At 69.2% G+C, this 26,523-nt stretch carries 32 protein-coding genes; 26 read left to right on the top strand and 6 right to left on the bottom strand.

What is annotated here, in order from left to right; all coding sequences use genetic code 11:
* Nucleotides 1-33: 33 nt before the first annotated feature.
* The 14 genes from ruvC (at nucleotide 34) to ACYX4P_RS16985 (ending at nucleotide 10,115) form a co-directional block, all read left to right on the top strand.
* Entirely contained in the window at nucleotides 34-552 is a 519-nt protein-coding gene (gene ruvC / locus ACYX4P_RS17050; RefSeq protein ID WP_248118438.1) for a crossover junction endodeoxyribonuclease RuvC, read from the top strand.
* Complete coding sequence (ruvA, locus tag ACYX4P_RS17045; RefSeq protein ID WP_248118437.1) at nucleotides 549-1,166, top strand: Holliday junction branch migration protein RuvA; 618 nt, start codon at nucleotides 549-551, stop codon at nucleotides 1,164-1,166. Before ruvC ends, ruvA begins: the two co-directional genes overlap by 4 nt.
* Nucleotides 1,167-1,305: 139 nt before the next feature.
* Nucleotides 1,306-2,337 carry a Holliday junction branch migration DNA helicase RuvB gene (ruvB, locus tag ACYX4P_RS17040; RefSeq protein ID WP_248118435.1) on the top strand — a complete coding sequence of 344 codons (1,032 nt, stop codon included), beginning with the start codon at nucleotides 1,306-1,308 and terminating at the stop codon, nucleotides 2,335-2,337.
* Nucleotides 2,334-2,582, top strand: coding sequence for a BrnT family toxin (locus tag ACYX4P_RS17035; protein WP_248118433.1), 249 nt, complete (start codon nucleotides 2,334-2,336; stop codon nucleotides 2,580-2,582). Before ruvB ends, ACYX4P_RS17035 begins: the two co-directional genes overlap by 4 nt.
* Complete coding sequence (locus tag ACYX4P_RS17030) at nucleotides 2,575-2,850, top strand: BrnA antitoxin family protein (protein WP_248118431.1); 276 nt, start codon at nucleotides 2,575-2,577, stop codon at nucleotides 2,848-2,850. Before ACYX4P_RS17035 ends, ACYX4P_RS17030 begins: the two co-directional genes overlap by 8 nt.
* A gap of 77 nt (nucleotides 2,851-2,927) precedes the next feature.
* Nucleotides 2,928-4,400: an alpha/beta fold hydrolase gene (locus ACYX4P_RS17025; RefSeq protein ID WP_248118429.1), complete on the top strand. Its 1,473-nt coding sequence runs from the start codon at nucleotides 2,928-2,930 to the stop codon at nucleotides 4,398-4,400.
* A 3-nt stretch (nucleotides 4,401-4,403) separates the two neighbouring features.
* Nucleotides 4,404-4,778, top strand: a complete 375-nt coding sequence (locus tag ACYX4P_RS17020) for a hypothetical protein (protein WP_248118428.1) — start codon at nucleotides 4,404-4,406, stop codon at nucleotides 4,776-4,778.
* 26 nt (nucleotides 4,779-4,804) lie between these two features.
* Nucleotides 4,805-5,257, top strand: a complete 453-nt coding sequence (gene ybgC / locus ACYX4P_RS17015; RefSeq protein ID WP_282438847.1) for a tol-pal system-associated acyl-CoA thioesterase — start codon at nucleotides 4,805-4,807, stop codon at nucleotides 5,255-5,257.
* A 203-nt stretch (nucleotides 5,258-5,460) separates the two neighbouring features.
* Nucleotides 5,461-5,892 (top strand): hypothetical protein, encoded by a 432-nt coding sequence (locus ACYX4P_RS17010; protein ID WP_248118426.1) that lies wholly within the window; start codon nucleotides 5,461-5,463, stop codon nucleotides 5,890-5,892.
* A 41-nt stretch (nucleotides 5,893-5,933) separates the two neighbouring features.
* Nucleotides 5,934-7,013 (top strand): helix-turn-helix domain-containing protein, encoded by a 1,080-nt coding sequence (locus ACYX4P_RS17005; protein WP_248118424.1) that lies wholly within the window; start codon nucleotides 5,934-5,936, stop codon nucleotides 7,011-7,013.
* An 82-nt stretch (nucleotides 7,014-7,095) separates the two neighbouring features.
* On the top strand, nucleotides 7,096-7,809 hold the full coding sequence (locus ACYX4P_RS17000; protein ID WP_248118422.1) for a CPBP family intramembrane glutamic endopeptidase, BDIM_20840 family: 714 nt from the start codon (nucleotides 7,096-7,098) through the stop codon (nucleotides 7,807-7,809).
* Between the two features lie 166 nt (nucleotides 7,810-7,975).
* Nucleotides 7,976-8,728: a protein TolQ gene (gene tolQ / locus ACYX4P_RS16995; protein WP_248118420.1), complete on the top strand. Its 753-nt coding sequence runs from the start codon at nucleotides 7,976-7,978 to the stop codon at nucleotides 8,726-8,728.
* A 3-nt stretch (nucleotides 8,729-8,731) separates the two neighbouring features.
* Nucleotides 8,732-9,187, top strand: coding sequence for a protein TolR (tolR, locus tag ACYX4P_RS16990; RefSeq protein ID WP_248118418.1), 456 nt, complete (start codon nucleotides 8,732-8,734; stop codon nucleotides 9,185-9,187).
* Between the two features lie 4 nt (nucleotides 9,188-9,191).
* Nucleotides 9,192-10,115 (top strand): cell envelope integrity TolA family protein, encoded by a 924-nt coding sequence (locus ACYX4P_RS16985; protein WP_476070082.1) that lies wholly within the window; start codon nucleotides 9,192-9,194, stop codon nucleotides 10,113-10,115.
* A gap of 3 nt (nucleotides 10,116-10,118) precedes the next feature.
* Here the strand turns inward: ACYX4P_RS16985 and ACYX4P_RS16980 are convergent, their stop codons facing one another.
* Nucleotides 10,119-10,346 (bottom strand): CopG family transcriptional regulator, encoded by a 228-nt coding sequence (locus tag ACYX4P_RS16980; protein WP_248118414.1) that lies wholly within the window; start codon nucleotides 10,344-10,346, stop codon nucleotides 10,119-10,121.
* A 141-nt stretch (nucleotides 10,347-10,487) separates the two neighbouring features.
* Between ACYX4P_RS16980 and tolB the strand changes: the two genes are divergently transcribed.
* The 5 genes from tolB (at nucleotide 10,488) to ftsH (ending at nucleotide 16,845) form a co-directional block, all read left to right on the top strand.
* Nucleotides 10,488-11,867, top strand: coding sequence for a Tol-Pal system beta propeller repeat protein TolB (gene tolB / locus ACYX4P_RS16975; protein WP_248118412.1), 1,380 nt, complete (start codon nucleotides 10,488-10,490; stop codon nucleotides 11,865-11,867).
* A gap of 143 nt (nucleotides 11,868-12,010) precedes the next feature.
* Entirely contained in the window at nucleotides 12,011-12,577 is a 567-nt protein-coding gene (gene pal, locus ACYX4P_RS16970; RefSeq protein ID WP_248118410.1) for a peptidoglycan-associated lipoprotein Pal, read from the top strand.
* A gap of 109 nt (nucleotides 12,578-12,686) precedes the next feature.
* Nucleotides 12,687-13,535, top strand: coding sequence for a tetratricopeptide repeat protein (locus ACYX4P_RS16965; protein ID WP_248118408.1), 849 nt, complete (start codon nucleotides 12,687-12,689; stop codon nucleotides 13,533-13,535).
* Nucleotides 13,523-14,890: a tRNA lysidine(34) synthetase TilS gene (gene tilS / locus ACYX4P_RS16960; RefSeq protein ID WP_248118406.1), complete on the top strand. Its 1,368-nt coding sequence runs from the start codon at nucleotides 13,523-13,525 to the stop codon at nucleotides 14,888-14,890. Before ACYX4P_RS16965 ends, tilS begins: the two co-directional genes overlap by 13 nt.
* On the top strand, nucleotides 14,887-16,845 hold the full coding sequence (gene ftsH, locus ACYX4P_RS16955; RefSeq protein WP_248118404.1) for an ATP-dependent zinc metalloprotease FtsH: 1,959 nt from the start codon (nucleotides 14,887-14,889) through the stop codon (nucleotides 16,843-16,845). The genes tilS and ftsH overlap by 4 nt, the downstream gene beginning before the upstream one ends.
* A gap of 78 nt (nucleotides 16,846-16,923) precedes the next feature.
* On the opposite strand, the gene ACYX4P_RS16950 is transcribed toward ftsH, so the two are convergent.
* On the bottom strand, nucleotides 16,924-17,334 hold the full coding sequence (locus tag ACYX4P_RS16950) for a GreA/GreB family elongation factor (RefSeq protein WP_248118402.1): 411 nt from the start codon (nucleotides 17,332-17,334) through the stop codon (nucleotides 16,924-16,926).
* Between the two features lie 543 nt (nucleotides 17,335-17,877).
* Between ACYX4P_RS16950 and folP the strand changes: the two genes are divergently transcribed.
* The 5 genes from folP (at nucleotide 17,878) to ACYX4P_RS16925 (ending at nucleotide 21,055) form a co-directional block, all read left to right on the top strand.
* Entirely contained in the window at nucleotides 17,878-18,693 is an 816-nt protein-coding gene (gene folP, locus ACYX4P_RS16945; RefSeq protein WP_292074833.1) for a dihydropteroate synthase, read from the top strand.
* A 62-nt stretch (nucleotides 18,694-18,755) separates the two neighbouring features.
* Nucleotides 18,756-19,112, top strand: a complete 357-nt coding sequence (locus ACYX4P_RS16940) for a DMT family protein (RefSeq protein ID WP_248118396.1) — start codon at nucleotides 18,756-18,758, stop codon at nucleotides 19,110-19,112.
* 40 nt (nucleotides 19,113-19,152) lie between these two features.
* Nucleotides 19,153-19,497: a DMT family transporter gene (locus ACYX4P_RS16935; RefSeq protein ID WP_248118394.1), complete on the top strand. Its 345-nt coding sequence runs from the start codon at nucleotides 19,153-19,155 to the stop codon at nucleotides 19,495-19,497.
* A 68-nt stretch (nucleotides 19,498-19,565) separates the two neighbouring features.
* Entirely contained in the window at nucleotides 19,566-20,351 is a 786-nt protein-coding gene (gene thiD / locus ACYX4P_RS16930) for a bifunctional hydroxymethylpyrimidine kinase/phosphomethylpyrimidine kinase (protein WP_248118719.1), read from the top strand.
* Nucleotides 20,352-20,473: 122 nt separating this feature from the next.
* A complete protein-coding gene (locus ACYX4P_RS16925) occupies nucleotides 20,474-21,055 on the top strand; it encodes a nucleotidyltransferase family protein (protein WP_248118393.1) in 582 nt (193 codons plus the stop codon).
* Here the strand turns inward: ACYX4P_RS16925 and ACYX4P_RS16920 are convergent.
* Complete coding sequence (locus tag ACYX4P_RS16920; RefSeq protein WP_248118392.1) at nucleotides 21,052-21,441, bottom strand: DUF983 domain-containing protein; 390 nt, start codon at nucleotides 21,439-21,441, stop codon at nucleotides 21,052-21,054. The genes ACYX4P_RS16925 and ACYX4P_RS16920 overlap by 4 nt on opposite strands.
* Nucleotides 21,442-21,562: 121 nt before the next feature.
* On the opposite strand from ACYX4P_RS16920, the gene ACYX4P_RS16915 reads away from it, so the two are divergent.
* Nucleotides 21,563-24,409 (top strand): tetratricopeptide repeat protein, encoded by a 2,847-nt coding sequence (locus ACYX4P_RS16915; protein ID WP_248118391.1) that lies wholly within the window; start codon nucleotides 21,563-21,565, stop codon nucleotides 24,407-24,409.
* A gap of 86 nt (nucleotides 24,410-24,495) precedes the next feature.
* On the opposite strand, the gene ACYX4P_RS16910 is transcribed toward ACYX4P_RS16915, so the two are convergent.
* The 3 genes from ACYX4P_RS16910 to ACYX4P_RS16900 form a co-directional block, all read right to left on the bottom strand.
* The gene (locus ACYX4P_RS16910; protein WP_087120554.1) at nucleotides 24,496-24,774 is read right to left on the bottom strand and encodes an HU family DNA-binding protein; all 279 of its coding nucleotides are present in this window, start codon (nucleotides 24,772-24,774) and stop codon (nucleotides 24,496-24,498) included.
* Nucleotides 24,775-24,888: 114 nt separating this feature from the next.
* The gene (fliP, locus tag ACYX4P_RS16905) at nucleotides 24,889-25,701 is read right to left on the bottom strand and encodes a flagellar type III secretion system pore protein FliP (RefSeq protein WP_248118390.1); all 813 of its coding nucleotides are present in this window, start codon (nucleotides 25,699-25,701) and stop codon (nucleotides 24,889-24,891) included.
* On the bottom strand, nucleotides 25,698-25,973 hold the full coding sequence (locus ACYX4P_RS16900; protein ID WP_248118389.1) for a flagellar biosynthetic protein FliO: 276 nt from the start codon (nucleotides 25,971-25,973) through the stop codon (nucleotides 25,698-25,700). The genes fliP and ACYX4P_RS16900 overlap by 4 nt, the downstream gene beginning before the upstream one ends.
* Before the next feature lie 143 nt (nucleotides 25,974-26,116).
* On the opposite strand from ACYX4P_RS16900, the gene flgB reads away from it, so the two are divergent.
* Nucleotides 26,117-26,521 carry a flagellar basal body rod protein FlgB gene (gene flgB / locus ACYX4P_RS16895; RefSeq protein WP_248118388.1) on the top strand — a complete coding sequence of 135 codons (405 nt, stop codon included), beginning with the start codon at nucleotides 26,117-26,119 and terminating at the stop codon, nucleotides 26,519-26,521.
* Nucleotides 26,522-26,523 lie beyond the last annotated feature (2 nt).

Below are 26,523 nucleotides of genomic sequence, written 5' to 3'. Positions count from 1 at the left end.
CCGCTAACCCTCTTTGCGGCATGAGGGGAACGGATGGCGAACGAACCGATCAGAATCATCGGGCTGGACCCGGGTCTCAGGCGCACCGGATGGGGCGTGATCGCGGCCGAGGGCGCGCGGCTGCGCTGGATCGCGCATGGGGTGGTGACGCCGCCCGAGGCCGCGCCCTTCGCCGAGCGTCTGGTGCATCTGCTGGACCATGTGGGGGCGGTGTGCGCCGCCCACGGCTGCGACGAGGCGGCGGTGGAGGAGGTGTTCGTCAATGTGAACCCGGCCTCCACGCTGAAGCTGGGCCATGCGCGGGCGGCGGTGATGCTGGCGCCGGCCAAGGCGGGTCTGGCTGTGGCGGAATATTCGCCGAACCTGATCAAGAAGGCGGTGGTGGGCGCGGGCCACGCCGACAAGAGCCAGATCGCCTTCATGGTCAAACGGCTGTTGCCGGCGGCGGGCGAGGTGAAGGCGGACGCGGCCGATGCGTTGGCGGTGGCGATCACCCATGCGCAGTTGAGGAAACGGAACCTGTTGGAAGCGATGCATCGGGGGGCGGCGTGATCGGTCGTCTGAGAGGGGTTCTGGCCGAGGTCGGAGAGGCGGAATGCCTGATCGATTGCGGGGGCGTGGGTTATGTGGCGGCGTGCGGGGCGCGGACGCTGGGACGGCTGCCGGCGCCGGGCGACGAGGCGACGCTGCACATCCATTCGCAATGGAGCGAGGATGCGGGGCCGCGCCTGTATGGCTTTCTGACGCGCGACGAGCGGCGGGCGTTCACGACATTGCTGGCCATTCAGGGCGTGGGGCCCAAGGCCGCGCTGGCGGTGCTGGACGTGCTGCCGCCCGGCGAATTGGCGGGGGCGGTGGCGCGCGAGGACAAGGCGGCGGTGGCCCGGGCCAACGGCGTGGGTCCGAAACTGGCGCTGCGGATCGTGACCGAGTTGAAGGGCAAGCCGCTGGGCGACGTCAGCTTTGCGCCGCACGCGCCGGGGATGCACGTCGAGATCGCGCCGCCCCCGCCGTCGATCACCGGCGAGGCCGTGTCGGCCCTGCTGAGCCTGGGCGTGGTGGAGGTCAATGCGCGTCGGGCGGTCGATCAGGCCCTGATCCGGCTGGGCGAAGAGGCCGAACTGTCGACGGTGATCCGGGCGGCCCTGCAGGAGTTGGGACGGTGAGGCGAAGAGAGCGGCGAGGGGTGATGACTGCCAGGGAGCGGGAGGTGGGCTGTGATGTCGCCGTCCCTGCACCTCGCTCGCCTCCGCGCTCACGTTCCACTCGCAACGCGCCGCTCGCCACTCGCCACTCGGATCAGCCATGACCCGCATCATTTCCCCCGAGGCCGAGACCGGCGAAGCCTATGACCGCGCCCTGCGGCCCCAGACCCTGTCCGAGTTCGTCGGCCAGTCGCAGGCCAAGGGCAATCTGAAGGTCTTCATCGACGCGGCGCGCGGGCGGGGCGAGGCGCTGGACCATGTGCTGCTGTTCGGGCCTCCGGGCCTGGGCAAGACGACGCTGGCGCAGATCGTGGCGCGCGAACTGGGGGTGGGGTTCCGGGCGACGTCGGGGCCGATCCTGGCCAAGGCGGGCGATCTGGCGGCGATCCTGACCAATCTTGAGCCGCGCGACGTCCTGTTCATCGACGAGATCCACCGGCTGAGCCCCCAGGTCGAGGAGATCCTGTATCCGGCCATGGAGGACCATGTGCTGGACCTGATCATCGGCGAGGGGCCGTCGGCCCGGTCGGTGCGGATCGACCTGGCGCCGTTCACGCTGGTCGGCGCCACGACGCGGGCGGGCCTGTTGGCGACGCCGCTGCGCGACCGGTTCGGCATTCCGCTGCGGTTGGAGTTCTACAGCCCCGAGGAGTTGACCGCCGTGGTGCGGGGCGCGGCGCGCAAGATGGGCGCGGGCATCGACGAGGGCGGGGCGCTGGAGATCGCGCGCCGGGCGCGGGGCACGCCGCGAATCGCCGGACGGCTGCTGCGCCGGGTGCGGGATTTCGCCGACGCCGACGGCTGCGAAACCATCACCAAGGCGGCGTCTGCCCGGGCGCTGGCGCGGCTGGAGGTGGACGAATCCGGCCTGGACAGCCTGGACCGCCGGTTCCTTAAGGCGCTGATCGAGAACTATGGCGGGGGGCCGGTGGGTATGGACACCCTGGCCGCCGCCATCGCCGAGGCGCGCGACGCGGTCGAGGACGTGATCGAACCCTATCTGCTGCAGCAGGGCTTCATCATGCGCACCCCGCGCGGCCGGGTGGCCTGCGCCAAGGCCTACGCCCATCTGGGGCTGAGCGCGCCGCAGCAGCCCCCCGCCGGCCCCGTGCCGGGCGACCTGTTCGAATGAGGATCGGCTTCGATCCAGGCAAGGATGCGAGCAATCGCGCCAAGCATGGATTGTCGCTGGCGCGGGCGGCCGACATGGATCTTCACGCCGCCGCCGTCCTTGCCGACGACCGCCAGGATTACGGCGAGCCACGATGGCGCGCCTATGGTATATTGGACGGGCGGCTGCATATGCTGGCCTTCACCTTCCGGGACGGGACGTTGAGGGCCAGAGCGAACGCCAGGGAGTGCAAACGCTATGGCTGATCCCAAACTCAGCCTCGATCCGAACGACTACGCGGACGTCGAGATCGACGATTCAGACAATCCCGAATGGACCGACGAGGACTTCGCCAAGGCCCAGCCTCTGCGCGAGGCCATGCCGGACCTCTACGCCCGGCTGACCGCCGAGCAGGACGTGGCGCTGAAGCTGTCGGCGGAGACGATCAAGGCCTTCGCCGAGGAGGGTGAGGACTGGCGCGAACGGATGGCGCAGGCCCTGACGGACGCGGCGCGGCGCAAGCGCGCGGCCTGATCTCCCGCCCCCTGTTCGAATAGGCGTTGCCAAGCCGGGGCGGATCGGCGTTTGCTGGCGCGGCATCGGAGCGCCCCATGATCTTTCGTCCTGTCGCGGCATTGGTTTTGAGCCTTGGATTGTGGGGCGGCCTGGCGGCGCCGACGCCAGCGCGCGCGGCGGCGCCCGTCTTCACCGAAAAGCCCTGTCCGGCCGACTGGCCCGCCGACGTGCGCAAGACGACGTGCGGAACCCTGACGGTGGACGAGGCGCGCGGGACGGCCAGCGACCGTCGCATCGAGGTGGCGGTGGTGGTGCTGAAGGCCAGCCAGCCGTTCAAGGACGCCTCAGGCCGGGCGCTGCCGCCGGTGTTCATGTTTCACGGCGGGCCGGGCGGAGCGCTGACGCCGGGCGTCGGCAATATGCTGCGCGCGCTGGCCCGGCGGCCGGACCTGATGGCGGTGGATCAGGACGTGGTCCTGTTCGACCAGCGCGGCGGGGGGCGGGGCGATCCGTCGATGGACTGTCCGGGGGTTCAGCTGACCGATGCGGGGCCGCCGTCGGACGTCGACCGCGACGGGTTGATCGCCTGTCTGAAAGCCTATCAGGCCAAGGGGATCGACCTGAACCAGTACAACGCCGCCGTCATCGCCGACGACGTGCGCGACCTGGCCCACGCGCTGGGTTACGACAGGATCGACCTGTGGGGCGGCTCATACGGGCCGCGCATCGAGGCGGCGGTGATCACCCACCAGCCGCAGATCGTGCGGGCGGCGGTGATGGACAGCCCCTGGCCGCCCGAGGGCGCCTGGGCCGTCGGCACGCCCGAGCAGGTGTCGGCGGCGGTGCGGCTGATCCTGGCCAAATGCCAGGCGCAGGCGGCGTGCGCGGCGCGACATCCGAACCTGCAGGCGCGGTTCGAGTCCGAGGCGCGAAAATGGCTGGCCGGGCCGGTCACGGGCAAGGACGGGCGCACCTTCACCGTCGACGACCTGTCGGCGTTTCTGATGGATACGACCTATAGCGCGACGGGGGTGCGGCGGCTGCCGGCCGATCTGGAGGCGATCATCGCCGGCGATTTCGCGCCGGTGGCCGAGATCGCGGAAGACCGCACCTACTACACCGAAGGCCAGCACATGGCCCATCTGTGCAAGGAGGAACTGCCGTTCGAATCCAAGGCGCGGCTGGCGGCCGGGGCGGCGGGCGATCCTGTGGCCGAGGTGCTGGTCCCGTCGCTGTCGCGCCTGTTCGACGTGTGCGACGCGGTGGGCGAGAGCCCGGCCGCGCCCATCGAGAACCAGCCCGTCACGACCGACATCCCGACCCTGTTCGTCGCCGCCGAGATCGACCCCGGCTGTCCCCCGCCCCTGACCGAGGCGGCGGCCAAGGGCTATTCCCGTAGCCAGGTGGTGATCGTGACCAACGCCACCCACGGCGTCATCAACGCCAGCCCCTGCACGCGAAAGATGGCGCGCGACTTCCTGCGCGATCCGTCCGCCCCGGTGGATCGCAGCTGCCTGCCGGCGGCGGATACGCCGCTGGACTTCATCGAGGCCGCCTCGGCGGGATAGGCCATGCGTGCGCGGTTTTCCCAACAGCGACGGACCACGGCCTTGATCGCGGCGGCGGGGGTGCTGGCGCTGTGCGCGGGCGGGGTGTGGCTGGCGACGCGGCCGAGCGGCGCCCCGGCGCCCGAACCGGCGAACGAGCGGGTGATGCGTCAGATCCGTATGCAGGCGGGGCGCGGGGCCGAGCTGCGCTATTCCGAACCGGGCCAGAGGCGGGCGGTTTGCGGCTATTTGGGACGCCGCGCTGGCGGGCCGGCGACGGCCTTCGTCTCCATCCCCAACCGCATCCTGTTCAGCGACGACCCCCTGCCGACCGAGTTCCGCGAGATGCGGCTGCGCTATTGCCCCGGCTTCACCGGCGCGCCGGCGGGGGCGCGCTGAGGCGTCGGTTGCGCTAGATTGCGGTCATGAGCATCGACCTTCCCACCGCCGGCCGATTCGAGGGGCGCGACCATCTGTTGCCGGTGCGCGTCTATTACGAGGACACCGATTTCACGGGCCTGGTCTATCACGCCAACTATGTGCGGTATTTCGAGCGGGGCCGGTCCGATTTCCTGCGCGCCATCGGGGTAGGGCACGCCGATCTGCTGGAGGAAGCCGAGCCGCTGGCCTTCGTGGTGTCCGAGTTGAACATCAAATACCTGAAGCCCGCGCGCATCGACGACGCCCTGGTTGTCCGCACCGTCTATGAGCAGGTGAAGGGCGTTCGGCTGATCATCCGCCAGAGCGTGGAGCGGGCGGGCGAGGTGCTGTGCCGGGCCGAGGTGACGGCGGTGTGCATCCACCTGGACGGCCGCCCGCGCCGACCGTCGAAGGGACTGGTCGAAAAGGTGACGCCGTGGCTGGCGGGGGCGGGGTAGAACCCTCGTATCCCGCTCCTCCCGGCGAAAGCCGGGACCCAGTGCTTTGGGCGAAGGTTGCATGAGATCAAAAGTCGGTGGTCATCCGACGCACCCTCTCTGCGAAAGACCTGGGTCCCGGCTTTCGCCGGGATGAGCGGAAAGAGAGGGCTGTCGGGTCTCGGCGATTGCTCTAAAATCACCGCGAAACGTGGGGAAAGATCATGGCGAACGAAACCTACAGCATGTCGGCCAGCGCGGTCGTGGTGTCGGGGCTGCTGGCATTGCTGCTGGTCGGCGGCGGGCTGGTGGGCTGCCCCTATTACAAGGTCTGGGAGCGCAAGATGGCGGGCCAGGCCGAGTTGCAATACCAGCAGGGCGCGCGTCAGGCGCTGATCGCCCAGGCGGCGGCGGAAGACGAGGCGGCGATCAAGCGCGCCGAGGCGGCGACGCGCCGGGTGCTGGGCTGGACCGACGCGGCCAGGCGCGGCTGCGCCGAACTGGGCCGCCCAGGCGACCGTCAGTGCGAGGAACAATTGCTGAGGGACGCCGCCACCTATTCCATCGCCAAGGAAGGCCACGAAGGCGTCATCATCAGCGTCGGCGCCCCGGTGTCGGTCGCCGTCGATCCGACGCGGCGGCCAGCGTCGGAGTGACTGAACACTCCCCCCGACGCGCCGTCGCCTGATGTGACGCCATGATCATCGGCTCAATCGACGTCGCCATCCGGGCCGGGGCGGCGGTGACGATCCTGTTGCTGGGGTGGCTGATGCTGGGGCATCGGCGGCGGCTAGGGCTGCCCGCCATCCTGTTCGCGCCCCTGGCGGCGTGCGTCGCCGGTTTCGTGGTCGGCAATACGCCGCTGACGACGATGAGCCCCGGCGGGTCGGTCGGGGCGATGGCCAATATGCTGAGCGGTTTCACCGTCGTCTTTCTGTGGTGGTTCTGCCTGTCGTGTTTCGACAGCCGGTTCCGGCTGAAGGGCGGGGTGCTGGGCGTCGGCCTGGCGTGGGGGCTGATCGCCGCGATGGACCGGGGGCTTCTCGGCAAGGCGCTGGCGCAGACAAGCTGGTCGGTCGTGCTGGTGCCGCTGGGGTTCGCCATCGTCGGCCATATGGTCTGGCGCCTGCTGGCTGAGCGTCAGGGCGACCTGATCCAGCGGCGCCACGACGCGCGCATCATGGTGGCGGTGCTGCTGGGCGGGATGCTGTGCGTGGACCTGACGGCGGACGTGCTGTTCGGTTTCGCCTGGCGTCCGCTGGCCTTCGCCATGGGGCAGAATCTGGCGGTGCTGGCGTTCGGCCTGTGGCTGGCGGGACGGCTGCTGAGCGTGCGGTCCGATGTACTGACCTTCGGCGCGGCGGACAGGACGCCGCCGCGATCGGCGCCTGACCGCGACGACGCGCTGCATCGCCGCCTGAGAGGTCTGATGGAGACCGAGCGGGTCTTTCTGGACGCCGACCTGACGTTCGCGGCCTTTGTCGCCCGCATGGGCGCGCCGGAGCGCACCGTGCGTAATCTGATCAACCGCGAGCTGGGACATGACCATTTCCGCAGCTTCCTGAACCACTATCGGGTCGCGGAGGCCCGGCGTCTGTTGGGCGCGCAAGCGCGGGCGGACGACAAGCTGATCGCCGTGGCCCAGGACAGCGGATTCGCCTCGCTGGCCAGCTTCAACCGCGCGTTCCGGGCGATTGAGGGATGCGCGCCCAGCCAGTATCGCGCCGCCGCCCGGCAGGCCGAGGTTCCCACCGCACCGGACGTCGCCCGCTTTTGAGCGGCGAAAAGCCGGGTTTTGAGAAGACGCCCGCGGCCCGCGCCGATAGTCCGCCGCCGTCGAACGGAAACGAGGTGGACGTATGAATGGATTGATCGGTTTGGGCGGCGTGCTGGTGCTGCTGCTGGGAGTCGGAACGGTGCTAGGGCTGCTGGACCGGCGTCGCTTTTCGATGCGGTGGCTGGTCGTCGCGGCGGTTCTGGTCGCTGTGAATGACGCCCTGCTGACCGGATTCTACGGCCGGCTGCCGGACATGATCGGCGGAGCCTGGAACTGGCAAGGCAAGCTGCTGGCGCTGGCCGCCACCCTCGCCATCGCCGCATGGCCTGCGTTCGGATGGCGCCGCGCGGGTCTGACCCTGACCCAGGCGACCGGCAGTCTGAAGGCGGCCCTGCCGGTCGCCGTGCTCTACTGCGCCTTCTTCGTGGCGATCGCCCTGGTCTTTCCTGGCGGGCCGGCCACAGGCGAGGATGTCGCGTTCCAACTGACCCTGCCCGGCCTGGAGGAGGAGCCCTTCTATCGCGGCGTTCTGCTGTTCGCCCTGTGCCAGGCGTTCACCGGGACGAAGCGGTTCCTCGGCGTGGACTGGAGCTGGGGCGCTGTCCTGTCCTGCGCCCTGTTTGGATTGGCGCACGCCTTCGGCTTCTCGAACGGGTCCTTTTCTTTCGATCCGATGACGATGGCGCTGACGGCTCTGCCCTCGTTCATCGCCGTCTGGCTGCGCCTGCGCACCGGGAGCCTGTTGCTGCCCGTCCTGCTGCACAATTTCGGCAATTCGTTTTCGTTGATCGCCTGAGCGGCATAGGGATCGGACGTGCGGTAACCCGCTGTTAACCCTTATGACGCGCCTGTCAGATGACGGGCGGTCGGGTCGTCGTTAAACGGGCCGGACGCCACACAATGGTCACGTCGGCTGGGTCGAAGACGAGGTGACCGATCCCGAATCCGCCCGGAGCGCCTGAATGACCCTGCCCGTCGACGCCTCGATGATGAACCCCGTCGAGCTGTTCATGACCGCCGACTGGGTGGTGAAGACGGTCATGATCGGCCTGGCGGCGGCCTCGATCTGGTCGTGGACCATCATCATCGACAAGGCGGTGCGGTTCACCGCCCTGAACCGACAGGCCGACGAATTCGAAAAGGCGGTGCAGTCGGGCCGGTCGCTGGAGGAGGTGTCGGCCCAGGCCGGGCCGGAGCCGGACCACGCCCTGCCGCGCATGCTGGCCATCGCCCTGTCGGACTGGCGCGAGGCGCGGCAGCGCGGGGCGCTGAACGAGCACCAGGGCGACCTTCTGATGGTGCGGATCGACAAGGCGATGAACAGCCTGATCGCGCGCGAGAGCCAGCGGATCGAGAACGGCCTGGGCGTGCTGTCGGTCGTGGCCACGGCCTCGCCCTTCATCGGCCTGTTCGGCACGGTCTGGGGCATCATGAATGCGTTCGGGCGGATCGCGGCGGCGGGCAACACCAATCTGACGACGGTGGCGCCGGCCATCGCCGAGGCCCTGTTCGCGACGGCCATCGGCCTGGCGGCGGCGATCCCGGCCTATATCGCCTATAACAAATTCTCCATCGACGCGGGCAAGTTCACCGGCCGGCTGGAGGCGTTCGCCGACGACCTGCAGGCTGCGGTCGCGCGCCGGCTGGGCGCGCCGTCGGCCCCGCCGCCTCCGCCCCCGCCGGCCTCCGACCTCAGCCTGAAGCGGGGCGGCTGAGCCATGGCGCTTGGCGGTGGTGGTTCGAGCGGCGGCGGGCGTCGGGGTCGGCGCGGGCGCAAAGGCCCGCTGACCGAGATCAACGTCACGCCCCTGGTGGACGTGATGCTGGTGCTGCTGATCATCTTCATGATCTCGGCGCCCCTGCTGACGGTGGGGGTGCCGGTCGAGCTGCCCAAGACCGAAGCCAGCGCGGTCGAGACCAAGTCCGAACCCCTGTCGGTCAGCATCGACCAGCAGGGCGCCATCTTCGTGGGCGACAGCGAGACGGCCTTCGACCAGCTGTCGGCGCGCCTGCAGACCGAGGCGGGCGGCGCGGACAAGGCGGCCGAGCGGCCGGTGTTCGTGCGGGCCGACGGGCGCGCGCCCTATCAGGCCGTGGCGCGGGTGATGGCGCGGTTGAGCGCGTCGGGCTTCACCAAGCTGAACCTGATCACCGACACGGCGCCGGAGGCCTGAGCCTTTGCGTCGTCCGAGCCCGGCCATCCTCGGATCCCTCGCCCTGCACGCCGGGGTGATCGCGCTCGCCTTCGTGACGTTTTCGCACAGGACCGAGGAGGAAAAGCCGCTGGTGGCCTCGGTGCCCGTGACCATCGTGTCGCAGGAGGTGGTCCAGGCCGCGCCGGCCGACAATCCGCAGCCCGAACCCTCGCCCGACGACGCCGCGACCGCGCCGGTGCAGCAGCCTGATCCGGTTCCGCCGACGCCCGAACCGACGCCGCCCCGGCCCACGCCGCCCCAGCCGCGTCCGCAACCGCAGCCCCAACCGCGCCCCACGCCGACGCCGCAGCGTCCCACGCCGGCGCCCACGCCCGCACCGACCCCCCGTCCGACGCCCACGCCGACCCCGCGTCCGACCCCCACGCCGCCTCGACCGCAGCCCCGGCCCACGCCGCCTGCGCCCGCGCCCTCGCCGCCGACCAAGGCCCAGCCGACGCCGCGTCCCAGCAACCCCGCGCCCGCCCGCCCGGCCCCGCAGCGCACCGAACCCAGCCTGGATCTGGACGCCCTGGCCGGCCCGACACGCCCGACCAACAATCGCGGACGCCCGGCTACGGGTCAGCAGGGGGCAGGCGCGGCGTCCCAGGCGACCGGGCCGCAGATCACGGCCATCTTCAACCAGGTGTATCCGAACTGGATTCTGCCCTGCGACATTCCCGGGGCGGACCAGCTGAGGATCCAGGTCGAACTGACCCTGTCGGCGGACGGGCGCATCACCAGCGGCCCCAACCTGATCAACGCCCAGTCCTCGAACGTCTATCGGGCCGCCGCCGACGGCGCCCTGCGCGCCCTGCGCCAGACCGCGCCCTTCGACGTGCCGCAGGGTTTCCCCGGCGGCGTCTATCGACCGACGTTCAACACCGAAAGGGCCTGCAGAAATCGGTGAGCGTCAGTCCAACGCCTCGCGAAGCGCATTGATATGCTCTGTCGTGACGACAACCCCCTTGCGGTTAGGCAAGAGCGGTATGCCGTTGCGAAACTCCACCGTCGGCGTCTCCGCTTCCAGCGTTTCTCGCGCCAGGTCGGAAACGACCTTTCCAAGTGGACGGCCGGTGCGAGCGGACATGGCTCTGGCCGCGCTCAGCACATCATCGTCAAGGTTGAGGGTCGTGCGCATGGCGTCAGACTATCATGCTGAAAGCTCACGCCAAGATGCCTGCTCCGTCCCGAAAGTCGCCCCATTCGCCGTCAAGCTGGCGAAAGTCGAACGGCCCGGCGATAAGGGGCGGCGATCCTTTGAGACTTGTGGGAGCACTCGATGCGTCTGAACCTTCTTCTGGCCTCCGTGGCGGCGGTCGCGATGGCGGCGCCGCTGACGACGGCGGCCCAGACCTCGCAGGCCACGCCGGCGCGTCAGAACCAGCCGGTCGAGGTCGAGATCGACCAGGGCGTGCTGCGGCCGTTGCAGATCGCGGTCGTGCCGTTCGCGGGGACGCATGGGTCGGACATCTCCAGCGTGGTCAGCGCGAACCTGCGGCGGTCGGGCTTCTTCGAGCCGCTGAACCCGGCCAGCTTCATCGAGACCGGCCTGACCCTCGCCAATGCGCCGAACTTTCCGCAATGGACCCAGATCGGGGCGCAGGCGGTGCTGTACGGCGGGGTGACGATGCGCGGCGACGGGCGGATGGACGTCGGCTTCCGCCTTTATGATCCGTATCGCCAGTGCCAGCTGGTCAGCTATCAGTTCACCGCGACGCAAGAACAGTGGCGCCGGATCGCGCACAAGATTTCCGACGTCATCTATCAGCGGATGACTGGCGAGGCGGGCTTCTTCGATTCCCGCGTGATCTTCGTGTCCGAGGAAGGTTCGGCGCTGAACCGGATCAACCGCCTGACCATCGCCGACCAGGACGGGTTCAACCCGACCTATCTGACGCAAGGGGACGAGGTGATCATGTCGCCGCGCTTCTCGCTGTCGCAGCCGGACGAGATCACCTATGTCGCGCTGGGCAAGGATTACAGCCGCATCTACCTCTATAATCTGACGACCGGCCGGCGCGAGAGCCTGGGCGAATTCGACGGGCAGGTGCTGGCGCCGCGCTTCTCCAACGACGGCAACAAGATCGCGTTTTCGATCATCCGGGGCGGCAATACCGACGTCTATGTGATGGACCTGAGAAGCCGTCAGATCACCCGCCTGACCAACGACCCCGGCATCGACACCTCGCCCTCGTTCAGCCCGGACGGCAGCCAGATCGTCTTCACCTCGGACCGTTCGGGTTCGGCGCGGCTTTATGTCATGCGCGCGGACGGATCGGGCCAGCGGCCGATCTCGCGCGGGGGCGGCATCTATACGGCGCCGTCGTGGAGCCCGACCGGCAATCTGATCGCCTTCACCAAACAGGGCGGGGGCCGGTTCTCGACCGGGGTGATGAACGCCGACGGATCGGGCGAACGCATCCTGTCCTCCAGCTACTTCGAGGAGGGGCCGAACTGGGCGCCCAACGGCCGATATGTGATGTTCGCGCGCCAGACGCCGGGCGGCGACACCCGTTTGTGGACCGTGGACCTGTCGGGCCGGGTGGTGTCGCAGGCGGGCTATAACGGGCGCGGCACCGATCCGGCCTGGTCGCCCCTGCTGGACCGGCCGCCGAGCAATCTGGGCTATGGCCAGGGCGCCGACAGCTGCCCGGCCTAAAGGCCCGTCCTCGATCACGGCGGAGCCATAAGTCTCAATACTGCGTTATCGCCTCTGGCGTCCCAAGGGCGCCCGAGGCAGACAGTAACGTCAAGCTTGAGGCCCGCCCCCTTGCAAGAAACGACACGTCAGGAGACGACCCCATGAAGACTTCACGCATCCTCAAACTGGCGATGGTCGGCTGCGCCGTGGCGGCGATGGCCGCCTGCACGCGCAAGCCCCCGGTCGAGACCGGCGTGCCCGGCCCGAACGATGGAACCTCGACCGCGCCGACCGGCCCGGCCTATCCGACCGCCCCGACCGGCCCGGTGACGGGCGGCGGCCTGGGCTCGGCCCAGCCGGGGTCCGAGCAGGACTTTGTCGTCAACGTCGGCGACCGCATCTATTTCGACCTGGACAGCTATGAGGTCCGCCCCGAGGCCATGCCGCGTCTGGACGCCCAAGCTCAGTGGCTGCAACGCTATCCGTCCGTGACGGTCCGCATCGAAGGCAACGCCGACGAACGCGGGACGCGCGAATACAACCTGGCTCTGGGCGCCCGCCGCGCGGAGTCGGTGCGGACCTATCTGATCAATCGGGGCATCCCGGCCGGCCGGATCGACACCATCAGCTTCGGCAAGGAGCGGCCGATCGCGGAGGGCTCCAACGAGGACGCCTTCGCCCGCAACCGCAACGCCCACACCGCCATCGTGTCGGGCGCGCCGCGCTAATCGGCGAAAGACGACTGATCTGAAGGGAGGCGTCGACCGAAAGCCGGCGCCTCTTTTCGTTTCGGCGCTTGGGCCTTGCGGCGGCCCCAAATCGGTGAAAGCTAGACGGATGACCAAGCTCTCGATCTCTCGCGCCCACGCCATCGTCGCCGCCGCCGTCGGGGTGCTGCTGATCGGCGGCGGCGCCGTCGCCCAGCAGGCCCAGCCCAACATCATGGAGCGGACCGAATGGGACAACCGCCGCCTGGACCAGCTGGATCGCAACGTGCGCCGGCTGGAGCGGGCGCTGACCCAGAGGAACGCCGCCGGTCAGCCGGTGCTGGTCGAGCCGGACCCGGAGGTGGTGACGCTGCAGGGGCAGTTCGCCCTGATGGATCGGCGCCTGGGCGACCTGGAGGCCACGGTTCGCCGCATCAACGGCGACAACGAGCGGCTGACCTTCCAACTGGACGAGGCGACGCGGGACAACCAGGCCCTGCAGACCCGGCTGAGAGACGCCGAGGCCCGCATCCAGAAGCTGGAGACCCAGGCCGAACTGAACGCGCCGATCGAGGCGACCTCGCCCACCGGCGACGCGACGCGCGATCTGGCGGCGGCGGTCGCCCTGCTGGCGACCGACAAGCCGCGCGGCGAGCGGGCGCTGGAGACGGTGATCGCAGCCTGGCCCGACACGCCGCAATCGCGTGAAGCCAACTCGCGCCTGGGCGACCTGCGGGTCGCGGCCAACGACAAGGCGGGGGCCGTGCCCTATTACGCCGCCGCGCTGAAGGACTGGCCGCGCATCGGCTGGGCGGCGGATACGACGCTGAAACTGGCCGACGCGCTGTTTTCAACCCAGAGGAAGCCGCAAGGGTGCGCGGCCCTGGCCGAGTTCACGCGCCGCTATGCGCCCTCGGCGTCCGATCCGCAGAAGGCCCGCGCGGCTCAGCTGCGGACCACGGGCGCGTGCGCCGCCTGACGTCCGAAGACGGGAGCTATGGGAGCGAGGGGGGACTGGCCGCGCGCGTCCTGACACGGCTGGATGCGCGGTTGAGCCGGGATGTCGAGCAGCCCCTGGTCCTGGCCCTGTCGGGCGGGGGGGATTCAATCGCCCTGCTGCGGCTGGCGGCCGAATGGGCGAAGACGCGCGGGCGGCGCCTTCTTGCGCTCAGCGTGGATCATGGGCTGAACCCCGAAAGCGGGCGCTGGAACGCCTTTGCGGAACAGGCGGCGCGGGCGGTCGGGGGAGATTGGCGCGGCCTGCGCTGGGACGGGGACAAGCCCCAGACGGGACTGACGGCGGCGGCGCGGTCGGCGCGCCATCGGCTGATCGCCGAGGCGGCGCGGACGGCGGGGGCGCGGGTGGTGCTGTTCGCCCACACGGCCGACGACATCGCCGAGGCCGATCTGATGCGGCGGGAAGGGGCGACGCTGGGACGGGTGCGCGAATGGTCGCCGTCGCCTGTCTGGCCCGAGGGGCGGGGGCTGATGCTGCTGCGACCCCTGCTGGACGAAGGGCGCGACCCCTTGCGCGACTGGCTGAGGGGGCAGGGGGCGGACTGGATCGAGGACCCCGCCAACGCCGATCCGCGCTATGGCCGCAGTCGGGCGCGCCAGGCCTTGGCCGCCGGAGGGGCTGAGCGGCAGCCGCTCTCCGAGGCGCGGGCGGCGTCGAGCGCGGAGGGGCTGAAGAGGGTCGGCGAGGCGGTGGTCGAGGCGTCGCGCGATGTTTCGGCGCGAACCCTGGCGGCGGCCCTGGTCTGCGTCGGGGGCGGGGCGACGCCGCCGAGGGGCGAGCGGCTGGCCGCGCTGATCCGGCGGCTGCGGGCCGGCGAGGCGTTCACCGCCACCCTGTGCGGGGCGCGGATCACGGCTGGGGGCGAGACCGCCAGCCTGGTGCGGGAGGCGGGCGAGATGGCGAGAAAGGGCGCGGCGCCCCTGAGGCTGACGCCGGGCGCGGAGGCGGTGTGGGACGGACGGTTCGCCTTCGTCGCCGCCGATCCGGGCTGGTCGGTCGTCGCGGGGCGCGGGCGATTGTCGCAGCTGTCGGACGCGGACCGGGCGGCGCTGGCCCCGCTGTCGCCGCAGGCGCGGGCGGCCTGGCCGGTGCTCGTCAAGGACGGGGCGCCGGGACCGGTTCTTGCAGGGGCGGGGGTCGAACGGCGCGGGCTTGTCGCGGAACGGCTCAGGCTGGCGCTGGACGAAACGACGCACGAAGACGACCTGATTTCAGCCCCGCGATGGCATAACGCCATGGAACCTCCTATTTTCCCAGACAGACACATCCAGACCGTCGGCCCGAGCGGGGCGGCGGACGACCGAGGACCTCAATGAACCTGCGTAATCTGGCGATCACCGGCGTGATCATTCTGGCGCTGCTGGCGGGCTATGCGGCCCTGTCCCAAGGCGGCGCGATGAACGGCATGGCCGGTCAGCCTGCGGGCGGACGGCCCGAAATCATGAGCTATTCCGAACTGGTGCAGCGAGTGAACGCCGGCGACGTCAAGAAGGTGACGGTGCGGGTCGACAAGGTGAACGGCGAGCTGAAGAACGGCCAGCGCTTCACCTCCACCACCGTCTATCCGAACGAACAGCTGATGGCGAACATGCTGCAGGCGGGGGTCGAGATCGACGCCAAGTCGGGCGGCCAGTCGATCTGGATGAGCCTGCTGCTGGGCATCCTGCCCATCGCCCTGTTGATCGGGGTCTGGATCTTCTTCATGCGCCAGATGCAGGGCGGGGCGCGCGGGGCCATGGGCTTCGGCAAGTCCAAGGCCAAGCTGCTGACCGAGCACAAGGGCCGCAAGACGTTCGAGGACGTCGCCGGCGTGGACGAGGCCAAGGACGAACTGCAGGAGGTCGTCGACTTCCTGAAGGATCCGGGCAAGTTCCAGCGTCTGGGCGGCAAGATCCCCAAGGGCGCCTTGCTGGTCGGCCCTCCCGGCACCGGCAAGACGCTGCTGGCCCGCGCGGTCGCGGGCGAGGCGGGCGTGCCCTTCTTCTCCATCTCGGGCTCGGACTTTGTCGAAATGTTCGTCGGCGTCGGCGCCTCGCGGGTTCGCGACATGTTCGAACAGGCCAAGAAGAATGCGCCCTGCATCATCTTCATCGACGAGATCGACGCGGTGGGTCGCCATCGCGGCGCCGGCCTGGGCGGCGGCAATGACGAGCGCGAACAGACGCTGAACCAACTGCTGGTCGAGATGGACGGCTTCGAGGCGTCCGAGAACATCATCCTGATCGCCGCGACCAACCGTCCCGACGTGCTGGACCCGGCCTTGCTGCGTCCCGGCCGGTTCGACCGTCAGGTGGTGGTGCCGAACCCCGACGTCTCGGGCCGTGAACGCATCCTGCGCGTCCATATGAAGGACGTGCCCCTGGCCGCCGATGTGAATGTGAAGACCATCGCGCGCGGCACACCCGGCTTCTCGGGCGCCGACCTGGCCAACCTGGTCAACGAAGCCGCCCTGACGGCGGCGCGCAAGGACCGTCGCATGGTCACGCATCGCGACTTCGAGGACGCCAAGGACAAGGTGCTGATGGGTTCGGAGCGTCGCTCCATGGCCATGAACGAGGAAGAAAAGCGCCTGACCGCCTATCATGAGGCCGGTCACGCCATCGTCGCCATGAACGTCAAGGCGGCGGACCCGGTGCACAAGGCGACCATCGTCCCGCGCGGCCGGGCGCTGGGCATGGTGATGCAGTTGCCGGAAGGCGACCGCTATTCGATGAAGTATCAGCAGATGATCGACCGGATCGCCATCATGGCGGGCGGGCGCGTGGCCGAAGAGCTGATCTTCGGCAAGGAGAACATCACCTCTGGGGCGTCGTCGGACATCGAACAGGCGACGAAGCTGGCCCGCGCCATGGTCACCCGCTGGGGCTTCTCCGAGAAGCTGGGCACGGTGGCTTATGGCGAGAACCAGGAAGAGGTCTTCCTGGGCCATTCGGTCGCGCGCAGCCAGAACATCTCCGAGGAGACCGCCCGCACCATCGACGAGGAGGTCCGTCGCCTGGTCGCCTCGGGCTGGGACGAAGCGCGCCACATCCTGACGACCAAGGCCGATCATCACGAAAAGCTGTCGCAGGCCCTGCTGGAGTACGAAACCCTGTCGGGCGAGGAGATCAAGGACCTGCTGGAGAAGGGCGTCGCGCCTAACCGCGACGAGAACAACTTCCCCAACGCCGGACCTTCGGTCTCGGTGCCGGTGACGCCGGTGTCGGACGGGACCGAGATCGAGGTTCCCGTCGCCAAGCCCGCCGCGACCAGCGTGCCGACGGTTCACTGAACCGGCATTCGGTTCGGAATGAAAAAGCCCGCCGGGAGAGCGATCTCCCGGCGGGTTTTTCATGAGCGGCGGCAGGGATCAGGCGGGCAGGATTTCCGCGTCCTCGATCATCACCGGGGTCAGGCTGCGTTCGGCGCCGGACGGGTCGCTCCAGGAAATGGTGTGGCCTTCGACCAGGCCGATCAGGCCCGCGCCGACGTGGGACAGGACCGAAACCTTGCCCGCGTCGATGTCGGCGTCTTTCGGCAGGACGATCTGGATGCGGCGCGGGTCGCTGCTGCGGCCGTCGACGTAGTGGAGCCAGCGGTTCAGCGGCACGGCGCCCTTGGGCAGGTCGCCGGATTCGCAGATGACGGCGCGCTCCAGCTCTTCCTGAAGCATGCCCGCCACGCCCTCGCCGGGCATGTCGCCGACCAGGCGGGACAGGGCGTCGTGGTCCTCGGCGCTGAGGAAGATGTCGGGGCGGACGGGCAGATTGGACTTGGCCATGGGGATGTCTCTCAAAAGGGGCATGCGCCGCCACACGCGCGTTCGGCGTCGGCGGCGGGAAGAAGAAGTTTCAGATCGTCGCCCGGAACGGGCAAAAGGCACGCAGCCGTTCCGGGTCAGAAGCCTGCGACGAGGCGTCCCGCGTGGGAAAGGCGTCGAGCCTGGCTGACGAAACGTGTGTTCACGGCTAGAGGCTGGTCCCATGCCGCGCGAAAGTCAAACATCACGCTATTCGATCGGAAATAATCCGTATTTTCGGATTAAAAATCAGTCGGTTCTGAGGGCCACGTTCCCATGTCGTAGAGATACAAAGTGACTTCGTCCGAGTACGCTTGCGCCCATGCTATCGCCTCCGTGACAGATATTCCGGAACGTGAGGCCATGGTGTCGCCATGCGTGATCGACGCGGCTTTATCTGCATTGTCGTGATGAGGTGTGCCGGGCCGAGCGTTGTCGTGCCATGTTGCTTCAGCTACGGCGTCCACTGATCGCCATTTATGGACGTGAACTCGTCTGTCGATAATATTAGCGATCATGGATGAGATGATGTCGATGTTGCCCGTGAAAGTCATGGGTATCCTCAATGTGACGCCTGATAGCTTCTCTGACGGCGGGCGCTGGACCACCACGGAACGGGCGGTGGAGCACGGGCTGCGGCTGGTCGAACAGGGGGCGGACGTCTTGGATATCGGCGGCGAAAGCACCCGGCCGGGCGCCGATCCGGTCGGGACGGACGAGGAGATCGCGCGGGTCGTCCCGGTCATCGCGGGCCTTCGCGCGCGCTGGGACGGGGCGATCAGCATCGACACGATGAAGCCCGAGGCGGCCCGCGCCGCCGTCGCGGCCGGGGCGACGATGTGGAACGACGTGACGGCCTTGACCCATACGCCCGACAGCGCGGGCGTCGCCGCCGAACTGGGGTGCGATATCTTGCTGATGCACATGAAGGGCGAGCCGCGCACCATGCAGGCGAACCCGACCTATGCCGACGTGGCCGGCGAGGTGCTGGACTATCTGCAGGGGCGGGCCGAGGCGGCGATGGCGGCGGGTGTGGCGCGCGATCGGATCTGGGTGGACCCCGGCATAGGTTTCGGCAAGACGCTGGCGCACAATCTGGCCCTGACGGCGGGACTGAGCGCGCTGGTCGATCTGGGGTTTCCGGTGCTGTACGCCGCCAGCCGCAAGCGCACGATCCAGGCTGTCGACCCGACGGCGGTCGAGGCGACCGACCGGCTGGGCGGCTCCATCGCCCTGGCCCTGGCGGCGGCCGCCCACGGGGCGCGGATGGTGCGGGTCCATGACGTGCGCGAGACGGTGCAGGCGCTGAAGGTGCAGGCGGCCATTCGCGACGCCGGTTGAACGGACGCGACGTTCGGTCGCGGTTGAGCTAAGGACAGGGGTCAACCGTCACAGCGTCGCCCATGCCCCTGACCGCCTATATCGCCCCCATTCTCATGCTGGCCCTGTCGAACGTCTTCATGACCTTCGCCTGGTACGGCCATCTGAAGTTCGAGCACAAGCCGCTGTGGCTGCTGGTGATCGCCAGCTGGAGCATCGCCTTCTTCGAATACTGGCTGGCGGTGCCGGCCAACCGGATCGGCATCAAGGTCTATTCTCCGGCCGAGCTGAAGACGATGCAGGAGGTGATCACCCTGTTGGTCTTCGCCGGTTTTTCGGTGCTGTATCTGGGCGAGAAGCTGACGGTGAACCATCTGGTCGGCTTCGCCTTCATCGGCCTGGGGGCCTTCTTCATCTTCAAGGGACCGCTGGGCGCCTGATCGCTTGCCCTGATGGACGGGCTGGGCCATCTGACCCGTCATGTCCTGGATCATGTCGATCAATCCGTGGGCGACGCTGGTCGTCGCCGGTCTGCTGGAGGTTCTGTGGGCCTCGGGCCTGAAGAGCGTCGGCCTGCAGCGGCCGCTGACATCGCTGGGGGTGGGGATCGCCCTGGCCGGAAGCATGATCCTGTTGTGGGTGGCGACGCAGAAGCTGCCGATCGGAACGGCCTATGCGGTGTGGACCGGCATCGGGGCGGTGGGCGCGGCGCTGGCGGGCGTGCTGGTCTATGGCGAGCCCGCGACGGCGGTCAGGGCGGTGTGCATCCTGCTGATCGTGGCGGGGATCGTCGGGCTGAAGCTGTTTTCGGGGGCGGCGGCATGACCCGCGTTGGCACGGATATTCGCGCTCAAGCAGACGCCCGCCGCGCGGGCGGCGGCAGCGCAAAAAAGATGGGTCGGGTGCTGATCCTGGCGGGCTCCGACTCGGGCGGCGGGGCGGGCATCCAGGCCGACATCAAGGCCGTGACGATGATGGGCGGCTATGCGGCGACCGCCATCACCGCCATCACGGTGCAGAACACCCTGGGGGTCCACGGCGTCCATCCGCTGCCGCTGGATCTGATCGCGGCCCAGGGGCGCGCGGTGCTGGACGACATCGGAACCGACGCCTTCAAGACCGGAATGCTGGGCTCGGTCGAGGTGGTGGAGACGGTCGCCGCCCTGCTGGACAGCGCCGACGCGCCCGCCGTGGTCGATCCGGTCATGGTGGCCAAGGGCGGGGCGTCCCTGTTGCCCGATGCGGCCGTCGAGGCGGTCAAATCCATGATGATCCCGCGCGCGGCGCTTCTGACCCCCAATGCGCCCGAGGCCGAGGCCCTGACGGGGATCGCGGTGCATGATGTGGACGGCCAGCGCCGGGCGGGCGAGGCCCTGCTGGCCATGGGCGCGCGGGCGGTGCTGATGAAGGGCGGCCATGTGCCGGGAACGACGGTGATCGACCTGCTGCTGACGCCCGACGGCGAGACGGCGCTGGAGGCCGAACGGATCGACACCCGCCACACCCACGGCACCGGATGCACGCTGGCCAGCGCCTGCGCGGCCGGGCTGGCGCTGGGGCGACCGCTGGAGGTCGCGGTGGCCGAAGCCTGGGCCTATGTCGGCGAGGCGATCCGCCGTGCGCCCGGCCTGGGCGGCGGCCACGGCCCGCTGGACCACGGCTGGCCGGTGCGGGAGTAGGTCGCCGCTTCCCGCCACGCATCATCCTTAAGCCTTGCGCTTAGGATGACGAGGAAAAGGGTCTGTGGATGGTGGTGCGCCGTCACTCCCCGGAGACGGATGCGCTCGCTAAGGGATGGGAAATGAACGACGCCCTGACCGAACGCCTGATCGCCATCGTGCGCGCCGACCCCGCGGTGATGCATATTCTGACGACGGTGCGGGGGCTGGACCTGCCGGATTGGAGGCTGGTGTCGGGCGCGGTCTATCAGGCGGTGTGGAACGTCCAGACGGGACGGCCGGCGGGTTATGGCGTCAAGGACTACGATCTGGCCTATTTCGACGGATCGGACCTGTCCTACGAGGCCGAGGATGTGGTTATTAAACGGGTCGCCGCCGCCTTCGACGCGCCGCTCAGCAGTCAGGTCGAGGTCAGGAACCAGGCGCGGGTTCATCTGTGGTTCCAGGATCGGTTCGGCGAGCCCTATCAGGCGCTGAGATCGACCGACGAGGCGCTGGGACGGTTCGTGGCGCCGACCTTCGCGGTCGGGGTGCGGCTGGAGGCTGACGACGCCATAACCGTCGCCGCGCCGTTCGGGCTGGAGGATGTGTTCTCCATGACCATCCGGCCCAATCCGAACCGGCCCGTGGCCAAAAGCTGGGTCAAGGTGATCGACAGCGCGCGGGCGCGGTGGCCGGAACTGACGGTGGTCGAACCGACCTAGTAAGGCCCGTGCTTGCCGTTGGAGGAGAACTCCGGCGGGGCGGCCTTGTGGATATATTGTTCGGCGACCAGCCAGGCTTTGAAGGGGCGCAGGCAGCCCAGGCACAGGCCGATCAGGATGGGCAGGGTCACGACCCCATGCACCCAGATCGGCGGGTGAACGGTGAAGTCGAACAGCATCAGCAGGATCATGCCCACCACCCCGACCGCCGTCATGACGAAGAAGGCCGGGCCGTCGGCCGGGTCGGCGAAGCCGTAGCTGAGGCCGCAGTCCGTGCAGCCTTCGCGCAGGCTGAGGTAGCCCTTGAACAGCGGGCCTTTGCCGCAGCGGGGGCAACGGCAGGCCAGGCCGGTCTTGATCGTGCTGAGCCGCGGATAGTCCGTCATGGGATCAGTATGCGCGCTGTGGGCGGGCTTGTCGCGTGGACGGGTTGTCCTATCGCCGCCGCGTCACGGTGAACGGCGGTTAACCGCGATTAAAGGGCTTGTGCGGCATGGGTCGGGGGATATGTCCGGGGCCGCGCCGACCAAGCGTATTCTGAAGACGACCGTGGCGGCCGCCGCGGCCGGCGCCGTCGTGCTCGCGCCGCTGTCGCCCCTGGCGCAGGAAGCGGCGCGATCGCGCGATCCGCTGTCCATCGGCATCGGCCAGAACGCCGAGTTCACCCGCGTCGAGTTCGGCGGCGTGATCGGCGTGCGCTCGCGCGTCAGCCGCCAGGGCGACAAGGTGGTGGTGCGGCTGGGCACGACGGCCGCGCCCGACGTGTCGCGCCTGAAGGTCGATCCGCCCGCCGGGGTGAAGTCGGTCGAGACCCGCGCCGCGCGCGCCGGCGGCACGGACCTGATCATCACCCTGGAGGAGGGCGCCGACGCCCGCTCGGGCGTGGCGGACGGGGCAGTGTGGCTGAACCTCTATGCGCCGGGCAAGGCGCCGCAGGGCGGGGACGCGGCCAAGCCGACGACCACGGATGCGGTCGTGCCGGTCAAGGCCGAATCCAGCGCCGACAAGACCGTGTTGACCTTCCAATGGAGCACGCCGGTGGGCGCGGCCGTGTTCCGGCGCGGCGACGCGGTGTGGATCGTGTTCGACACCGCCGCGCGGATGGACATGACCGGCGCCAAACAGCTGGGGCCGGCCAAGGACGCGCGTTGGGCGGCGGGGCCGGGCTACACCGCCATGCGGATTTCCGCGCCCGACGGCATGGGCGTGGCGGCGCAGGGGCAGGGCGGGACCTGGACCGTGACCCTGGGCGGAACCGCGCCCGCGGCTTCGGGCGTCGAGGTCGGGCGGGCCGACGACGGGGCGGCGACCCTGGTGGCGCGGATGGCTGGGGCGACCAAGGCGATCTGGCTGACCGACCCGCTGGTGGGCGACCGGTTCGCGGCGGTGACGGCGCTGGCGCCCGGCAAGGGCTATGGCGGCGGACGGCGCACGGTCGATCTGACCCTGATCCCCACGGCCCAGGGGATGGCGGTCGAGACGGGCGCCGACGATCTGCGGATCGAGGCGGCGGGCGATCTGGTGACGCTGAGCCGGCCCAGGGGGCTGACGCTTTCGGCGCCGTCGGCGGGACTGGAGACCGGCGATCACGCGGCCGATGCGCCCAAGCGCGCGGCCTACCCGGCCATGATCGACGAGGCCTGGGCCGCGACGGGCGAGGCGGGCTTCTCGGACCGCTATCGCCGGCTGCAGGACGCGGCGGGGCTGGAGACCATCGCGGCGGCGGACGATCCGCGCGCGCCCATAGAGGCGCGGATGGCCCTGGCGCGGTTTCTGGTCGGATCGGGACTGAACTATGAGGCCATCGGGGTGCTGAACGCCCTGATCGCCAAGGCGCCGAACCTGCAGGGCGAGCCTGAGGTCCGGGGCCTGCGCGGCGTCGCCCGCGTCGGCGTGGGGCGGCTGGAGGAGGCGCAGGTCGATTTCGCGGGCGCGGCCCTGGCCAACGACCCGGCGACCAAGGTGTGGCAGGGCTATATCGCCTCTGAACAGGGCGATTGGGAGGGAGCGCGGCGCAGCTTCGCCGCCGGCGCCTCGGTGATCGACGATTTTCCCCCGGCCTGGCGCGCGCGGTTCGGCGCCGCCCATGCGCTGGCGGCCATCGAGACGGGCGACTTGGCCGCCGCCCAACAGCTGCTGGCCTACAGCTTCAGCCAGAAGGCGCCGGCGACCGACCAACTGACCGCGCGGCTGGTGCAGGCGCGGCTCTTCGATCTGCAGGGCGACAAGAACCGGGCGCTGGCGGTTTACAAGGCCGTGGCGCGCGCGCCGCTGGACGGCATCGCCACCCCCGCCAAACTGGGCGCCATCGGCCTGGAGATGGACAAGGGCGCGCTGAGCCCCGACCAGGCGGCCCAGCAGCTGGAACAGCTGAAATGGCGCTGGCGCGGGGACGGCACGGAACTGGCCGTGATCCGCAAGCTGGCCGACATCTATCTGAAGCAGGGGCGTTACCGCGAGGCGCTGGACGCCCTGCGCGGGGCGGGCAAGCGGCTGTCGGGCATTCCAGGCGCGACCGAGATCCAGGCCGATCAGTCCAACGCCTTCCGGGCCCTGTTCCTGGAGGGGGCCGCGGATGGATTGCAGCCGGTGCAGGCCCTGGCCCTGTTCTACGACTTCCGCGAGCTGACGCCGATCGGGGCGGACGGGGATGAGATGGTGCGCCGCCTGTCGCGTCGCCTTATCGACGTGGATCTGCTGGACCAGGCGGCCGAGCTTTTGCAGCACCAGGTGGACGAGCGGCTGGACGGCGTGGCCAAGGCCCAGGTCGCCACCAATCTGGCCACCGTCTATCTGATGGACCGCCAGCCGGAGAAGGCGCTGCAGGCGATCTGGGGGTCGCGCACCACCCTGTTGCCCGCCGCGATGAACAGCGAGCGGCGCGCGCTGGAGGCCCGCGCCCTGATGGACCTGGGCCGGTTCGACCATGCGCTGGAAGTGCTGGACCGGGATCAGTCGAACCCGGCGCGCGAAGTGCGGGCCGACATCTTCTGGAAACAGCAGAAATGGGCCGAGGCGGCGCCGATCTACGAGGCGCGGCTGGGCGATCGCTACAAGACCGCCGGAACGGCCCTGACGCCGGGCGAGGAAAGCTGGCTGATCCGGGCGGGCGTGGGCTATTCGCTGGCCGGGGATCGCGCGGGGCTGCAGCGGCTGAGCGGCCGGTATGGGCCGTTCGTGGCGGGCGCGCGGTCGGCGGCCGCGATCCGGGTGGCGCTGGACGACAATCTGTCGGGCGTGGCGGGGACGGGCGACTTCGCCAATCTGTCCAGCCAGGCGGACACCTTCGTCGGCTGGGTCAACAGCGCCAAACAGGCCTTCCGCAAGGAGGCGGACGCGAAAGCGGCGACCTGAAACGGAAACGGGCGGCGACCGCATCGCGATCCCCGCCCGTCGAAGCGTGATCCTCCACCGTGCTTTAACGGGGGAGGATCTAAGGCTTAGCCGTTGACGGCGTCCTTCAGCGGCTTGGAGACGCGGAAGCGCACGGCCTTGGAGGCGGCGATCTTGATGGTCGCGCCGGTGGCCGGGTTGCGGCCCTCGCGCTCGGCGCGGGCGGCGGTGTCGAAGACGCCCAGGTTCGAGATGCGGATGTCGCCGCCCGACTTCAGGGTCGAGTGGATGTTTTCGACGATGGCGGTCAGCACCTTGCCGGCGTCGGCCTGCGAAACACCGGCGTCCTTGGCGACGGCGGCGATCAGTTCGGCTTGAGTGGTCATAAGAAGCGTTTCCAGTGTTATTCGCCCGATTCAGGGCGAGGACCGGGGGATCAACACGGATTTCCACCGGCTTTGCAAGCGCCGATGACGCGGAAAGCCATAGGGGGCGGGGGATTATCCGGTTCCGGACGCCCGCTGAAAGCTCTCGACCAGGCTTCCGGCGACCAGTCGCCACCCGTCCACCAGCACGAAGAAGATCAGCTTGAACGGCAGGGACACCACCACCGGCGGCAGCATCATCATGCCCATCGACATCAGCACGCTGGCCACCACCAGATCGATCACAAGGAACGGAACGAAAAGAAGAAATCCGATCGTGAAGGCCTTCTTCAGCTCGCTGATCATGAAGGCCGGGGTGACGACGCGGAGCGGCAGGTCCTGGACGTTCTGCGGGGCCTCGATCTTGGACAGGCGGGTGAACAGGGCCAGGTCGCCGCGATCCACCTGCGCCAGCATGAAGGTTTTCACTGGTTCGGACGCCTGATCGAAGGCCTGGGGCAGTTCGATCTGCTGATCCATCAGCGGACGGATGCCCGAATCATAGGCGTCCTGCCAGGTCGGGGCCATGACGATGGCCGACAGGAACAGCGACAAGGACACCAGGACGGCGTTCGGCGGCGACTGTTGCAGCCCCAGGGCGGTTCGCAGCAGCGACAGGACCACGATGATCCGAACGAAGCTGGTGGTCATGATGACGATGGACGGCGCCAGCGACAGCACGGTCATCAGCCCGACCAGCTGCACCACCCGCTGGGTCAGGCCGGCGCCCGAGCCCAGGTCGATGTTGAGCGCCGATCCGCTCTGCGCCGCCTGCTGGGCCAGGGCCGCGACGGGCCAGGCCAGGCAGACCAGGGTGGTGAACAGCGACAGCAGGGCCGCGCGCTTCAGCTCGGCGCCGGTGGGTTTGACGAAAACCGGGTGTTTCACTGAAGGCCCCCCGGCTGGCGCGGCTCGATCAGTTCGCGGCCTTCGCCCAGCAGGATCAGCCGCTCCTCCTCGTCGATGCGGACCAGGACCAGGCGGCGGGCGGGGTCCAGGACCAGGGTCTCGACCACCTGCATCCGCCGCGCGCCGCGCTCGGCGCTGAGCCTGGCCAGCAACTGGGGCGCATAACGGCGCGCGGCCCAGGCCGCGAGCCCGATCAGGCCGAGGGTGAAGGCCAGGCCGAAGACGGCCCGGGCGAGATCGAGGAAATTCATACGCTGCAAGGCCCCGCGCAGTCTGCGCTTAGGCTCCGAATGTTAACCACCACGGTTAACGAGGCGTTGAGATAAGGGGTTATTAACCATGCAGGCGGCATTTTCTGCCCATCGCGCGCATCCGCGTCGCACGGGAGATCGCCATGGGCGTCGCCGACATACCGCTGCTGGGGCAGATCAAGGGCCGGCTGGACTGGCTGGACGCGCGCCAGCGGGTGATCGCCGAGAACGTGGCCAACGCCGACACGCCGGGCTACGTCGGGCGTGACCTGAAGCAGCCGACCGACTTCTCCGCCGCCATGGCCAGGGGCGGCGGGCTGCAGATGACGCGGACCAATGCGGCCCATATCGCCCCGCCCGGCCCGGCCGCGCGGTTCGATCCGACCAAGGCGCCCGATTCGGAAACCACGATGGACGGCAACTCGGTCGTGGTCGAGGAGCAGATGCTGAAGATGGCCGAGAGCCGCATGGCCTATGACGCCGCCATCGGCTTCTACCAGAAGTCCATGTCGATGATCCGCCTGGCCGCCAAACGGCCCGGCGGCTGAGG

Source organism: Brevundimonas sp. ABV4_179 (assembly GCF_056311945.1).
This window is presented reverse-complemented; position numbering and strand designations above follow the sequence as displayed.